This window comes from Terriglobales bacterium (assembly GCA_035543055.1).
Taxonomy (GTDB): domain Bacteria; phylum Acidobacteriota; class Terriglobia; order Terriglobales; family Acidobacteriaceae; genus JAIQFD01.
The window spans coordinates 1-14,016 of record DATKKJ010000135.1; the positions used below are offsets into that span (position 1 = coordinate 1).

The 14,016-nt window shown below is 61.3% G+C and carries 12 protein-coding genes; 5 read left to right on the forward strand and 7 right to left on the reverse strand.

Annotated features, from left to right (window positions below):
• Nucleotides 1-1,669: AMP-binding protein (locus tag VMS96_09295; protein ID HVP43618.1), on the reverse strand; the 1,669-nt coding region annotated here is incomplete at its 3' end.
• A gap of 62 nt (nucleotides 1,670-1,731) precedes the next feature.
• Entirely contained in the window at nucleotides 1,732-3,273 is a 1,542-nt protein-coding gene (locus VMS96_09300) for an acetyl-CoA hydrolase/transferase family protein (protein ID HVP43619.1), read from the reverse strand.
• 254 nt (nucleotides 3,274-3,527) lie between these two features.
• Between VMS96_09300 and VMS96_09305 the strand changes: the two genes are divergently transcribed.
• The 4 genes from VMS96_09305 (at nucleotide 3,528) to VMS96_09320 (ending at nucleotide 7,673) form a co-directional block, all read left to right on the forward strand.
• Nucleotides 3,528-4,592 (forward strand): VWA domain-containing protein, encoded by a 1,065-nt coding sequence (locus VMS96_09305; protein ID HVP43620.1) that lies wholly within the window; start codon nucleotides 3,528-3,530, stop codon nucleotides 4,590-4,592.
• 176 nt (nucleotides 4,593-4,768) lie between these two features.
• Complete coding sequence (locus VMS96_09310) at nucleotides 4,769-5,560, forward strand: SDR family NAD(P)-dependent oxidoreductase (protein HVP43621.1); 792 nt, start codon at nucleotides 4,769-4,771, stop codon at nucleotides 5,558-5,560.
• Nucleotides 5,561-5,727: 167 nt separating this feature from the next.
• Nucleotides 5,728-6,207: a DUF3592 domain-containing protein gene (locus VMS96_09315; protein ID HVP43622.1), complete on the forward strand. Its 480-nt coding sequence runs from the start codon at nucleotides 5,728-5,730 to the stop codon at nucleotides 6,205-6,207.
• A gap of 707 nt (nucleotides 6,208-6,914) precedes the next feature.
• Nucleotides 6,915-7,673 carry an endonuclease/exonuclease/phosphatase family protein gene (locus VMS96_09320; protein HVP43623.1) on the forward strand — a complete coding sequence of 253 codons (759 nt, stop codon included), beginning with the start codon at nucleotides 6,915-6,917 and terminating at the stop codon, nucleotides 7,671-7,673.
• A 322-nt stretch (nucleotides 7,674-7,995) separates the two neighbouring features.
• Here VMS96_09320 and VMS96_09325 read toward each other — a convergent pair whose 3' ends face one another.
• Nucleotides 7,996-8,418: a hypothetical protein gene (locus tag VMS96_09325; GenBank protein HVP43624.1), complete on the reverse strand. Its 423-nt coding sequence runs from the start codon at nucleotides 8,416-8,418 to the stop codon at nucleotides 7,996-7,998.
• 154 nt (nucleotides 8,419-8,572) lie between these two features.
• Here VMS96_09325 and VMS96_09330 point away from each other — a divergent pair, with 154 nt between their 5' ends.
• Nucleotides 8,573-9,514 carry a hypothetical protein gene (locus VMS96_09330; protein HVP43625.1) on the forward strand — a complete coding sequence of 314 codons (942 nt, stop codon included), beginning with the start codon at nucleotides 8,573-8,575 and terminating at the stop codon, nucleotides 9,512-9,514.
• A gap of 14 nt (nucleotides 9,515-9,528) precedes the next feature.
• Here the strand turns inward: VMS96_09330 and VMS96_09335 are convergent, their stop codons facing one another.
• From VMS96_09335 to VMS96_09350, 4 genes are read right to left on the reverse strand one after another with little or no spacing between them, the layout of a single operon-like run.
• Nucleotides 9,529-10,209: a rhodanese-like domain-containing protein gene (locus VMS96_09335; GenBank protein ID HVP43626.1), complete on the reverse strand. Its 681-nt coding sequence runs from the start codon at nucleotides 10,207-10,209 to the stop codon at nucleotides 9,529-9,531.
• Nucleotides 10,210-10,247: 38 nt separating this feature from the next.
• On the reverse strand, nucleotides 10,248-11,048 hold the full coding sequence (locus VMS96_09340; GenBank protein HVP43627.1) for a cytochrome b/b6 domain-containing protein: 801 nt from the start codon (nucleotides 11,046-11,048) through the stop codon (nucleotides 10,248-10,250).
• Nucleotides 11,048-11,791: a 4Fe-4S dicluster domain-containing protein gene (locus VMS96_09345; protein HVP43628.1), complete on the reverse strand. Its 744-nt coding sequence runs from the start codon at nucleotides 11,789-11,791 to the stop codon at nucleotides 11,048-11,050. The genes VMS96_09340 and VMS96_09345 overlap by 1 nt, the downstream gene beginning before the upstream one ends.
• A gap of 4 nt (nucleotides 11,792-11,795) precedes the next feature.
• Nucleotides 11,796-14,006, reverse strand: a complete 2,211-nt coding sequence (locus VMS96_09350; protein ID HVP43629.1) for a molybdopterin-dependent oxidoreductase — start codon at nucleotides 14,004-14,006, stop codon at nucleotides 11,796-11,798.
• Nucleotides 14,007-14,016 lie beyond the last annotated feature (10 nt).

A 14,016-nucleotide genomic window follows, 5' to 3' on the forward strand; every position in this document is an offset into this window, starting at 1 on the left:
GGTGGTCGCCGACCACAAAGGTACGGCGGATACCGGGCACGGAAGCAAAACGCTGCTCGATGCGCTGTGGGGCAATGGTCTGGCCGCGGCTGTTCTTGTAGATGTCCTTTACGCGATCGATGATCTCCAGATGGCCCCCGGAGTGCACGGTGAAGACATCTCCGGTAGACAGCCAGTAATCCTGGTTGGCACCGAGGGCAGCCAGCGAGCCAGGGGCAGCATCTTCGTCGAGATAACGAGCCACGTACGGGCCAGCGATCTGGAGCTCATGCTGGGGTGTGAACCGGAGGCGCATGCCCGGTAGTGGCACCCCAACACTACCGTCGACATACTCGCCGGGTGGCGTCATGGTGATCCCGCCGGTGGCTTCCGTCATCCCGAATCCGCTACAGAGGTCCACCCCGTGCCGCTGAAAAAACCGGAAGACCAGGGGATCCAGGAAGCCAGCGGCCGATACTCCCCAACGCAGGCGATCACCGACGGTTTTGCGAAAGGCGGCGCGTTGCGCAGCAGCCTCGGCCTCAGAATCCATGGCCTCGAGACAGTGCTCACGGATCTGCGCCCAGCGCGCCGGCACGCCGATCAAACCCGTCGGACGCACCTGTCCCAGTGCTGTGACCAACCTCTCGGCGCTCGGACTGCTGGCGAACACGTACGTGCCCCCCCAGTAGATAGCGCCGAGCATCTCGAAAAAGCGCCCGAAGGTATGGAACAGTGGCAGGTAGCAGAACAACACCTCGTTCCGCCCAACCGACGGCAGCGCGGCCGCCCGCGCGAATCTTTTCGCGACCAGGCTGTACTGGCTGAACACCACTCCCTTTGGCCGTCCTGTGCTGCCGGAAGTGAACATCACAGTCGCCGGTGCAAACAGATCGCTGGCGCGCGAGGCAAGCCGCGCGAAGATGGCTGTAAGATCGACGCGCGCGGCAGCGTGTCGGAGCGGGGTCACCTCAAGCCCTCGTACGGTGGTGTTCGTGGTCCGATTCCCGGTGCGGAACACCTTGAAGTCGCGTCCAAGGATCGCTCGAACTTCGGACAGTCGCGCGAGCCGTTCATCGCTGTCAGTTACAACGATGTCGATAGCGAGCCGCCGAAAGATCCAGGCGAGCGTCTCAGCGTCGAAATGAACGTCCAGTGGCGATACCAGGATACCGTAGAGCAGACACGCGAGGTCCGTACAAGCGCTGTCAATGCTGTTATCGCAGAGGATCGCAACCCGTGGTTCTTTCAGGGTAGATTGGAGAAAGACACCGGCGAGAGTTCGCGTGTACCAGGCTACCTGGGCGTAAGTGGATGCTGGGTTCGCCTCGCGCGAGTCGTGGAAAAGGACGCGCTCCGGGTGCACCGCAACCCGCTGCTGAAGCATGGTCAGCAGCGAGTATCCGGAATGCTCGATAGCGCGAAATGCCAGGTCTGCCCAGTGTTCCCGGCTTTGGCGGTCCGCCAAACACTCAAGGAAATCGGGAACGCCGGTCGAGTAAAGCCAGTCGTGCCAGGTTTTGGGTCCGGTGTCGTCCGGAGCTTCAGGGGCAAGTTGTTGCTCGACGACCGCCAGCAGGTCAAGGGCAGCCGCTCTCGCAGATACACTCCCTGGCTGCTCGCGGCGCCATGCGGACAGTGCGGTGCCTACATCGGCGAGTGCTGCTTCGGTACCGAACGTTTGTTTCACGGAACGTTCGCATCAGGATCGGCTGTGCGAGGCCGCCGTTACCAGGCGAGTCACGCAGCATCCTACGGTTCAGTGTCCGGTTTCATCCGGCCACTGCGAAGGTAGCGGTTGTGCCAGCCGAGGCTCTCGGACGGTAGGTGTGGCGTGTGTTTGCCGTACGACATGCGCTCGGCGCGCTGGACGTAATCCGATAGCAACGGACGGTAGTCGGGATGGGCGCATTTGTCGATGACCAGCTTGGCGCGTTGCCGGGGCGAGAGGCCGCGGAGATCGGCCAGACCCTGCTCGGTCACGACCACGGCGACGTCGTGCTCGGTGTGGTCGACGTGGGAGACCATCGGCACGATGGTCGAGATCTGTCCGCTCTGCGCCAACGACGGCGCCATGAAGATCGAAAGATAGCCGTTGCGGGCGAAGTCGCCCGAGCCGCCGATGCCGTTCTGAATGCGCGATCCCATAATGTGCGTGGAATTGATGTTGCCGTAAATATCGGCTTCGATCATCCCGTTCATCGCGATCACTCCGAGTCGGCGGATGATCTCCGGGTGGTTGGAAATCTCCTGCGTGCGCAGGACGATCTGTTTGCGGAAGCTGGCCATATCACGGTTCACTTCGGCCAGCACCTCGGGGCTGAGAGAGAACGCGGTTGCGGAAGCGCAGGTCAGCTTGCCGCTGCGCAAGAGTTGGATCATGCCATCCTGGATGACCTCGGTATAGGAAGTCAGGTTTTCGAACGGCGCCTGCTGTAGCCCGAACAGCACCGCGTTGGCGATGTTGCCTACGCCCGACTGAATGGGCAGCAGCGACGGTGGTATGCGGCCTTTCTGGACTTCGTGCTCGAGGAACTCCAGGATGTGGCCGGCGATCTGTTGCGATGCCTTGTCGGGCGTCTTGAAGGCGCTATTGCGGTCGGGCGAATTGGTGATGACCACGCCAACGATCTTTTCGAGAGGAACCTTGAAATAGGGGATCCCGATGCGCTGGCCAGGGCTGGTAAGCGGGATGGGCTGGCGATTCGGTGGAGGCTGCAGGCCGTAATAAATGTCGTGCATGCCCTCGAGTTCGGCAGGCTGCCACTCATTGACCTCGACAATGACTTTTTCCGCCTGCTCGATCCAAGTCTTGTTGTTGCCGACGGATGAGCTCGGGATCAGGCGGCCATCCTCCAGGATGGCAGTGGCCTCGATCAACGCCCAGTCCATCTTGCCGAGAAAGCCGTACTCCACGTACTGCGCCACGTGGCTGAGGTGGATGTCCATGTAATCCATCTCCCCGGCGTTGATCCGCTTGCGGGTCTCGGGATCCGATTGGTAGGGCAGGCGGAGGTGGATGCCGCCTGCCATGGCAAGCGCGCCATCGAGTTCTGGGCCCGTGGATGCTCCGGTAAAAATGTTCACCTGAAACTTATGGCCGCGGAGGTTGGCGTCGGCAATGCAGCGCGCCAGCGCTAGAGGTACCGCTTTGGGATACCCCGAGCCGGTGAAGCCGCTCATCCCGATGCTCGTGCCGGACTGGATGAGACCAGCGGCTTCATCAGCGCTCATGATGCGATGGGAAATGGTGGGATTCAGTACGCGGGAGGAGGTCGCTGGAGCAGTCGCCATGACAAAGCCCTCTACCTATGGTCACACTCCGCAGCCAGTCCCGATGTGAGTAGGGTCACATTCCGTTGTGTCCTGGGGAGGCAGATCGCCTCAGCGGCTTCAATCTCTAACGAGATCGGCCGGGGTATTCCCAAAATGGGCTGCACCTAAAAAATGGGCAAACTCGGCTCGAATTTTCTTGCCCCGCCGCCCGCCTGATTGTCATCTGAACACAACAGTTTTTGAGGTCTGCTGAAGCGACATAGGGGGGTGAGATGCCTGGCTACGCGTTGATTCGCGCTATCTTGTGTTGTTTAACGCGGGAGGTCTTCTTACGCCGTATCCCGCCGCGGTTGAACGTGACGTTGACGCTCAATCTCCTCGGCCTGGTGTGGCTGGTATGCACCCTCCCCGTCTACGCTCAAGACAGCAGCGATGTCCATGTGAGCCCGAGCGTGCCCGCGAAGAACACTAACCCAGCTCCGGATCCTTCGCTCAATACGCATACTAAGTCATTGCGCCGCGATGTCGAGCTGGTCATGGTGCCGGTCACGGTCACCGATCCGATGGGACAGTTCGTCCTCGGGCTGGACAAGGAAAATTTTGAAGTCCATGAGGGTAAGCACAAACAGGTGCTGCGCTATTTTTTTTCCGAGGATGCCCCTGTCTCGGTCGGCATCATTTTCGATATGAGCCGCAGCATGAAAAATAAGTTCGACAAGGCAAAAGAGGCCGTGATCCAGTTCATGCAGACGGCCAATCCCGCGGACGAATTCTTCGTGATCGGCTTTTCCGATCGCCCCAAACTTCTCGCCGCCTTCACGAGTTCGGTCGACCAAGTCCAAAATCAGCTCGTTTTCACCGCGCCCGGTGGCATGACTTCGCTTCTGGATGCGATTGCCATGGGGATGGACTTCATGAATCATGCTAGCCGCCAACGCAAGGCTCTGCTCATCATCTCCGATGGTGGCGACAACCACAGCCGCTACACCGAAAGTGAGATCAAATCTGCGGTTGAGGAATCAGACATCCAGCTTTTTGCGATCGGCATATTCGATGCTGCCCCGCTCACTCCCGAAGAACGCGACGGCCCGGCCTTGCTCAGCGGGCTAACAAACATCACTGGCGGAACCACTTTTTTCCTGAAGAGTCCGGCGGAACTGCCGGACGTGGCCACCAAGATCAGCAGTCAGCTTCGACAGCAGTATGTTCTCGCCTTCGCTCCTCTTGAAAAGCGCAACGACGGGAAATGGCATAGGATCAGAGTCAAGCTCACCGCGCCTAGAGGGTTTCCCCCGCTTACCGTCCATGCCAAACAGGGCTACTATGCGCACGAATAGCGCCGCTTTCCGGTCGTGTGACACCCAGCCCTTGACGGAACTTTTCTGAAATCTGTATCAGCGATTGCTCCCAGGCCGGTAGCGCGAGTAAGGTAACAGTCGATCACCCTGCACGCCACGGGTTCATTTGGCACGGCCCACCAAGGTAACAAGACTGGCCACATGCCCGACTACGCATGTCTGCACGACTCAGGGAAAAGGTTGCCGTAATCACCGGCGCTTCGATGGGGATCGGCGAGGCGTTGGCGCGATTGTTCGTCGAGGAAGGTGCGACCGTCGCTCTGGCCTCGCGTGACGAGCCACGCCTGGAGGCAGCCCGCGCGCGTATCGGCCACGTTGACCGCACCTTGGCGGTGGCCTGCGATGTATGTAACCGCGAAGACATCGAGCGCGTGCTCTCGCTGACGTTGCGCAATTTCGGTGGCGTCGATATCTGGATCAATAATGCCGGTTGTGGCATGCACGATTCGGTCGAGGCGATGGACCGCGATGCCTGCCGGCGGATGTTCGAGACCAACTTCTTCGCCGCCATTGACGCCATGCAATTGGCAATTCCGGTCATGAGGCGCCAAGGCGGGGGCACGATCATCAACATTTCCAGTGTCGCGGGACACATTCCGGTGCCGTTCCAGGGTGCGTACAGCGCGACGAAGTTCGCTCTCAACGCCATCAGCAAAGCGGCGCGGATGGAATTGGTGGGGAGCGGCGTGCATGTGATGACCGTTTGCCCGGGATACATTGCCACCGATTTCCGCGCCCACCGGATCCTCGGGCGCGACCAGCGTCATTTAGACGATCAGCGCCGCGGCGCCACGGCCGAATCGGTGGCCACGGACATTCTCGCGGCATACTTGAAGGGCAAACGGGAAATCTACAGCCCCTGGTACTACTGGTTCGCTGCCAAGCTATACGGAGTAGCCCCGCAAGTGGTGGAGTGGGCGCTTTCGAGGCGGATCAACAACCCCTAGGCGTATGGTCGCACGATGGCGCGGTTCGGGTCGGATGCTCGTCCCAGTTCGGAACAATGTTTTGGAAAAATCGCATTCTGTTGCGATGAACTGGAATCCCTAAGGTAGTCTCACGCATCTCTACGCTTCTTTAGGGGTGGGCGATGGGTGCGGACACAAAAGGGCGGATGCTGGGTGTCGTCCTTCTGGGAATCCTTGTCAGTGTTGTCGTAAAGAACACAGCTTCGGGCCTGGTCTATTCCTACGCGAGCGAGCGCTGGCCTCGCACAACAGCGCAAGTTGTCGATTCAGAGGTGTATCACGACGGCACGGCCGTCCCACCTCGATGGGAGCCTGCGGTGGTCTACCAGTACAAGGTCAGCGATCAGACCTTCACGTCCGGCAGGGTGCGCTTCCTCATGCCCCCGATCTACCGTCGTGAAGAGGCGACGCACATCGCCGAATCCTACAAGGTCGGGCGTGTGGTCCGGGTCGCTTACGATCCTGCCGATCCCAGGGAGAGCGTGTTGGAGCCAGGCCCGCCGTCTGGCACACTGAAGGAAATCTTGATTGTGCTGTTTCTTATTAGCCTAACCGGTTACATTTATTACGAAATCCATCATCCCGAGCGCCGAATCCTGCTACGGACTAAGAGTTCAAGCCGGTAAGTGCCGTAGTTTCAATGGCTTTGTAAGGGATGCCCGTTGTCGAATGCCCAAATTAGGATACTGCAGGGGGCACCAGGCCTTCGGGAACTCGCAGGTGTTCCTACCGCGTCCGATCAAGCGCTCAGGCCCGTTACAGCGCACGGTGATCGCAATCTCTGCCAAAAGTGTCGCAACCTAAAGGGACTTTCGCGGCCCACGCGCGTCGGTGGGGCTTGGGGCTGTGACTCAAAAACGTCGTTCCTGGGATGCTGGTTGCCTGAAGAGAGCCGAAGGCGATGAGGGTGCAGCTGAGCTACCTCGCCCCCGCATCACTGGTGATTTAGGTTATCGAAACCATCCGGTTTAATCGCTAACACTGATGCCGGAAGCACAAAGTTGTCCCGTTTTGGCATAGCCGCCCCGATCTAGGCTGCTGACACGACTTGTCGTCGCTCGAACTGCAGGAACATTGTTAAGATGTTCGCACCGGGTGAGGACGTTGATGCAACTCAGCAAGTCAGCTATCACGCTCGTCTCGACTTCAACATCAACATCGGACCTGTCTACCAGCAAACGATTTCCGCGGATCGCCCTGCGTTGCGGTGTGCTGCTGCTGCTACTCACCTTTGCGGCGCAGGCACAGGAGACCGATGGCCTGCAAGAGATCGAGACCGGCAGCTTTACACCTTCCGCTCCTGTCGTCAAACCCTCTGGTCCCAATACGGGTCGTGGTGTGGAACATCGAGCGTGGGTCACAACTGCAACGTGTAATCGATTTTCTGGTCGAAGCAAAACCTGACTTGGTCCTGCTGCAGGAAGTGGACCTGAACGCTCGCCGAACCCACCATCTGGATGTTGCCCGCGAGATCGCCGAGAAGCTGCATATGAACTACGTTCTCGGGCGCGCGTTTCAGGAGCTGACGCAGGGCTCGCGCACATCGCCCGCATACCATGGGCAGACGACACTGTCTCGCTGGCCGCTGCCGAATCCTCGTGTCATACGCTTCCACGAGCAATCAAAGTTCTGGCGGCCACGTTGGTTTGTTCCGCAGATGGACGCGTTTCAGCGGCGTGCCGGCGGCCGCATGGCTCTCTTCTGCGATGTGAACGTTGCAGGACAGACGCTTGTCGCATACAACCTCCACCTGGAGAGCCGCGGAAACGATGACTTGCGGCGCTCGCAGCTTATGGAAGTCCTGGACGATAGCCGTAGCTACGGCTCAGGGGTGCCGCTGGTCGTCGCGGGTGACATGAACTTCGACGTGTCGCAGGGCGATGCACCGGTGCGCATACGCAATGCACGGTTCCGAAACGCATTTGGAGATGGTGCGCACACGCCGACGGCGCCATCGTCTTTCTTTCATCACGGTCGCCCGATCGACTGGATCCTGATGGGCGGTCCGGCCGCGGGCAGCGATCCTCGCGTTTACGGGGCCGTCTCGGCGTCTGACAATTTTCCTCTATCGATCAACTTGGCATTCGAGTAGCTGGCGGAGCCTGTCCCGCGAGTAGGCATGCTTAATGGTGGCTCTTGCCACGGACGAGTTCGAGGCGAAAAAGCCTTCCTTTGGTCAGGGAGCGGAAGCGCGCAGAGCACTCCGGATTTACACCGCTGCCGTGAAGGAATGCGCCCTCTCTCATGTCATCACCTCTCTCCCGACTGCCACGATTCTCTCGCCGTTCGTGACGGGCTTGGTCACCGCAACGGCAAGCAATGCAGCGTCATCCTCTAAATGGTTTCGGCAGAATGTGCCAATTCGGGGAAGGGCGCGTAGGAGTACCAGGTCTTCGGCGGAATTCGGAACTGCCTTACCCTCCGGTGCCGCCCATATCGCCGTCGCCGCCGCCCGGCCCCTGCTCGCATGGCTTCGCTGCGTCCTTCTTCTTGTCCTCTGTGCTCTTCTGTTCATCACCGGTCTTGGGCGCAGCCTTTTCGCAATCGGGACTCTTTGCCTGATCCTTCTTGTCTTCGCCTTTGGACGAGTCCTTGTCACGGCCGGCGCCGTTGGACTTGTCCTGTTGCTGATCGGCACTCTTCTCCTGAGTGGCGGCAGAGTTGTCGGCGCGCAGTGCAGACCACTCAGCCTCCGTAAGGGCGAAGACCTTGGCGCTGCGGGGTTCCGGGGAAGGACTGAAAACGGGAAGTATGCGCCCGACCGCCACCCGCGTCCAACTGAGGGCGAACAGTACCAGGGTAAGAATGCGACTCAGAAAACCTTTGACCTTGCGCATGTTGGAATACCGCCCGAGAATGCGTTCGAAGCAGGCGCAATCCTCTATTACAAAAAGCTATCACTTCTGCCGCGGGCCCGCTGTGACGTGGGACGACACTGCACGTGACGCGAGGCACAGTCCGGCGTGCGGACCGAAAGCTATAATCCCGCTCATGGGAAGCATGGACAACCTGCAGTACCGCTGGGATGAGCTTGGCTTCCCTACGCCGGCTTCCCGCTTCACGTTCTCCCACTGCACCCGCGAGCCGCTTTCCTGGACCGAAGAGCTGGAAAAGGCGGCCATCGACTTGGCAAAGTCGGCGCGCCGACCCATCTGGATCTGCTCCAGCGGCGGCGTCGACAGCGAAACCCTGTGCGAGATCTTTCTTCGCCTCAACCTCTCGTTCAAGGTACTGACACTCGAATTTGTCGATGGGAAGAACGCCCACGACATCGTCCATGCGAAACAATGGTGCAAGCAACATGGCGTTGCCCAGGAACTGTATCCGTTCGATATCTTCGACTTCGTGAAGAACGAGCTCGACCAGTACATCGAGGAGGGATACGTTGCGGGGGAACTTTTCCGCTACCTGATGGTGAAAGAGGTCGCCGTCGTGGACGAGATGGGCGGCTTCGCAGTGCTGGCCGGTGGTGAGCAGCTCTATCACGTGGACGGCTCCAGGGAAGTCCTCACCGCCGCTGATCCCTACCTACAAGCGGATATCACCTATACGACACCGCTCGAATGGTGCCGGCGGCACGGCGTTCGGCACGAGCCGTATTTCTACTTCAGCACACCCGAGATCATGCTGGCCTGGCTGCGCATCCCGCTGGTGGATTTTGTCCTGCACCACCCCGATTACTTCCGCCACCCCACGAACAAGCACGCGTTGAAGAACTCGGTGATTCGTTACCACTTCCCGCAGCAGCAGTGGCGGAACAAATGCACCGGCTTCGAGCAGGTGCTCAACCTGGATGCCCTGGTGAGAGCAAAGCTGGTCGAACATTTCGGCGCGCGCGTGCAAAAGTCACGGTTGTACGTCTCAGAGCTTCTTCAGCAGTTGCAGCCAATCGCAGAGCCCGTCCCACGCGCCTTCACAAACGCCGCACAGTGATAGCAAAGGCAGACTCATGAGCAGCCGGTGCCGAGCTTCAGCTTCTGCTTCTCCTGCTCCGAGGGAGTTGTCGGCTTCTTCTTGGCCGGCGGGAGTTCTTTCTTGGTGGCGGGTGTGACTTCTTTCTTGATCGGCGGCGATACGGGGTTGGCAGCCGGCGCCGGCATCCCGGGTGCCCCCGTGGGTGCGACCGCAGCCGCTTTCCCGGCCATGAAGTACTCCCGCAGCTGGCGCGCCTGCTGATACCCGGAAGAAGAAGGCTTGGCGGAGCGGATGGAGGTCGGGGTCATGATCTCGTCCCACCAGCCGATGATGCCGTCTTCCAGCGCGTAAGCGCGATATCCCTTCATGGTGAGCAGCAATTGCGTCTTGGCGGCTTCGCCGGCTCCCAGGCTGTAAACGACGACCTTCTTCTGCCGGTCGAGGCGCTTCAGGTTCTCCGCCTGGAAAAGCGCATTGCGCGGAATGTTGATGGCCGTCGGGATGTGGTAGTCGTCGAAGTGCCAGGGATCGCGCAGGTCCACCAATTGGTAATCCTGGTGTTTCTCGAGGACCCACTGCGCCAGTTCTCCGGCGGTCACCTGCCCGGTGTCCTGCGTCATGGTTGCGACCGCGGCCGCGGTCTCCGCCGCCCTTACCGTGCGGCCGATGACCACCGCTGCCACGACTAGTACGGCGACCAGCACGATCGTCACCGCGGCAATCCTGTTACCGGTTAACACGACCGAACGCCTCATCGCTGTTTCTCCCCTTCTATGTGCGATCCCTGCGAGGCCGGCTTCTCATCCGTGCCGGCGGGCAAACCGCGCCAGCGGGACACGTCTCTCCACCACTTGAAATGGTGGCTGTACGCGTACAGCTCGTTCACATTGCCCGTGATCATGGAGAAGAATGCGGGCTTTTCTTCCGGAAGCACCGCGCCCATGTAGACGTGAATCATCAGCCCGGAAACGACGGCGCCGACGGCCGCGAAGTGGATGGCGGCCGCCCAGCCGATCAGGGCTGCGTTCCCCAGGTGGAACGTCATGAGCAGCCCGGTGATCATGATGACCGGCACCATCAGGTACACCAACAACGCGAACAGTTTCTGGCCCGCGTTGTAGATGCCCTGCTGCGGCAACTGTTCTCCGCTCAGCCGGAGGATACCCAAAATGCGGATACGCAGCCATTGCCAGTCGTCGGCGTCCAGGCTGATCTCGCGGCGCAACACCTCCTTCTGCAGATAGGTGCGGAACCCAAAGGTGCCATAGGCCAGGAACACGACGATCCACGTGATCCCGACCGCAAGATGGAACTGCAGCATGTTGGCCTTGGAGCCAAAGAAACCCTGGACGATGCGCACGTACCACCACGGCATCACGCGCAAGTCGGAGGTCAGCATCGCCAGCCCGGTGCCCAGTTCCAGCAGCCACACGAACGCGTTGAACCAGTGGAGCAGCATGATGGCGATGTCGTGCTTCTTGACCTGGCGCTGCGAGAGCGCATCGGCCTCGGCGGCGCTCAAGGTACGCGGTGCTCGGGCGATCGTTGCCATCAACTCTTCTCCCCGTGTTTCTCTTCGGGCTCGCCGATCGCGAGCTGGTAGAAGAATGCGACCGCCTGGCCCAGGAATGTCGCCCCCACCCCGGCGATCACCAGCGGCCGCAGGACGCGCGCCCAAAACTCCCGGGAAGGGACCGGACGCGGTGGATGGGGCGCGAACGAGGCCAGCACCGGCTCCAGGTCCCGATCCCGGCCGGCGTAGAAGACATTCGGACCGATGGCGACCTCGCGGCTCTCCAACCTCTTTGCACCTTGCTCGTACACCAGCCGGAAGACGTCGCTGCGGGAATCCTCCAGGTCCCCGAAATACTTGGCGTGGGCGGTGCAAGTGGCGACGCAAGCCGGTTCCAGCCCGCGCTCCAGGCGGGCGGAGCAGAAATCGCACTTGTCAGCCTGGTTCAGCACAGGGCTGATGTAACGCGCATCGTAGGGGCACGCGTCCACGCAGTAGCCGCAGCCGATGCACAACCCTCGGTCGATGTGGACGATGCCGTCCTCCGACTGGCGGGTGGCTCCCGTTGGGCACGCGGCTACGCACCCGGGCCGGTCGCATTGATTGCACTGCGCAATCCGGAACCCCGAGGAGAGGTTGGGGAACGTGCCCATCACGCCGGTGGGATGGACGCGGGTGCGGGCGAACCCCAGCGGTACGTCCCACTCCTTATTGCAGGCCGCGGTGCAGGCCTGGCAGCCGACACACTTCGTCAGGTCGATGACCATCGCGTATCGCGCCATCGCCCTAGCCCTCCACCTTCAGGATGCGCACGAAGTTCACCCGCATCCCGGTCGCGCCCATGATCGGGTCCACCTGCACGCGCGTCATGAGGCCGGTGTCGGAAGCGCCACGGCGGTAGGCGCGGCGCATGCGCTCGCCTTGCTGGCCGAAGCCGTGCACCATGAATACGCAGTCGCGACGGATGCCCTCCGTGACCCGCAGCGTGATCGGCAGGCTCTTCACCCCGTCTTGGTTCTCGAGCACGACCCGTTGAGCCTCGCGCAGCCCAAGCGTGCGGGCCGAAGCGGCGTTGATCCAGACCACGTTCTCCGCTTCGAGCGAGCCTAGAAGCGCGTTGTTCTGAGTGCGGGCGAAGGAGTGTACTGGGGTGCGGCCGTCTAGCAGCCGGAACGTGCCCAACGGCGGATCGGCGACCGGGATGTAGCGCGGCAATGGATCGAATCCCGCCTGCTTCAGGGTCGTGGAATAGAGTTCGATCTTGCCGCTGGGTGTCGGAAATAGCGGCCCGTCTTCCGGCAGGCGGTCCTCGATGTACGGGCGGCCTTCGAATGTGACCGCGCCGCGCGCCCGGAGTTGGTTCTCGCTGACGCGCATCGGGGTCATCAGGACCTGGAGATGTTGCTCCGGCGTCTTCCAGGGAAAATAGGCTTCCAGGCCGAGGCGCCGCGCCATCTCCCTGACGATCCACCATCCCGGCTTCGACTCATGCAGAGGCTCGACGACCGGCTGCCGCACCGCGATGAACGGTTTCTTAGCGCTACTGACGATGTGCGGCATGTCGTAGCGCTCCAGGTAGGTAGCTTCCGGGAGGACGAGGTCGGCGTGATTGACCTGCTCCACCGGCATTACGTCCACGACGGCGAGGAAGTCCAGTTGCTCGATGGCGCGCAGCGTCTTGTGCCGTTCGGGGATGCTCTCCAGTACATTTTGGCCGTAAACGATCCAAGCCTTGATGGGATACGGCTTCCCCGTGAGCGTGGCCTCGACCAGGCCATTGGTGACACCCTGGTCCTCGGAAGCGAAAGGGAAGCGAGTGCCGGCGCCGTCGGCCCGGCCCCGCGGCGACTTGGGAAATGGCGGAAGCTCGAACTTTCCGGTCTTCACCGCGGTCGGGAGAAAGATCCCGCCCTCGCGCCCCCAACTGCCGGTCAGGGCGGTGAGAATGGCCATGGCGCGGGCGCGCTGGGCGTCGTCGCCGTACCAACTCGTGTGCCGCCCGGGATGAAGCAGGACCGCCGGTTTCGCGTCGGCCATAGCACGCGCCGTTTCCCGGATCTGCTTCGCCGGGAGCTCGGTGATCGATTCCGCCCACTCCGGCGTGCATCCACCGACGTGAGCCGCCAGTTCAGTGAACCCGGTGGCATGCGCCTGGATGTATGGCTGGTCGTATCCGCCCTCTTGAATGAGCACGTTCGTCCACGCCAGCAGCAGCGCGATGTCCGTACCGGGGCGGATGGGAAGCCACCAATCGGCCTTCGCCGCGGCGGTGGAGAAGCGCGGGTCCACCACCACCAGCTTCGCTCCGCGGGAGAGCGCCTCGGCGAAGGCAGTGATCTGGGAGGTGAACACATTTTCGCCGAGATGCGATCCAATGAGGATGATGAGCTTGGCTTCTTCCAGGTCGAGCGGCTCGGGCGAACCAAGATCGCGCCCGAACGTGAGCGCGTAGCCGACGTCGCGCGCGCCGCGGCACTGGGCGAAGGAAGGCTCCGCCCGGTTGGGAGTGCCGAACGCCTTCATCAGAGTCGCGAAAAACGTGGCCCCAACGCCGTGAGGAAAGAGCGCGACGCTCTCCGGGCCGTACTGCACCTTGATGTCGTTCAGACGCCGGGCAAAGACATCCAGCGCCTTGTCCCAGCTTACGCGCTCGAACTTACCTTCGCCGCGCTTGCCCGCCCGCAGCATGGGGTGCTTCAGCCGGTCAGGATCGTAAAGGAGCTCGGCGCCGGCATTGCCACGTGCGCAGAGGCGTCCGCGGGTGAGGGGATGCTCGGGGTTGCCGGAGATCCGCACCACCTTGCCATCCGCCACCTCGGCCAGGATCCCACAGCGCCAGAAGCACATCTCGCAATTGGTTGCGATCTGGGTTACGCGCTGCGTACCGCGCCAGCCTGGTCGCGGTGTTTCGGCCACGGCGGTGCCGACCGCCCCGAGGGCAGCGCCCGCTCCAGCAGTAAGTTTGACGAATTCGCGGCGCGTGACCTTGCCGGCCATCGCCATTCCT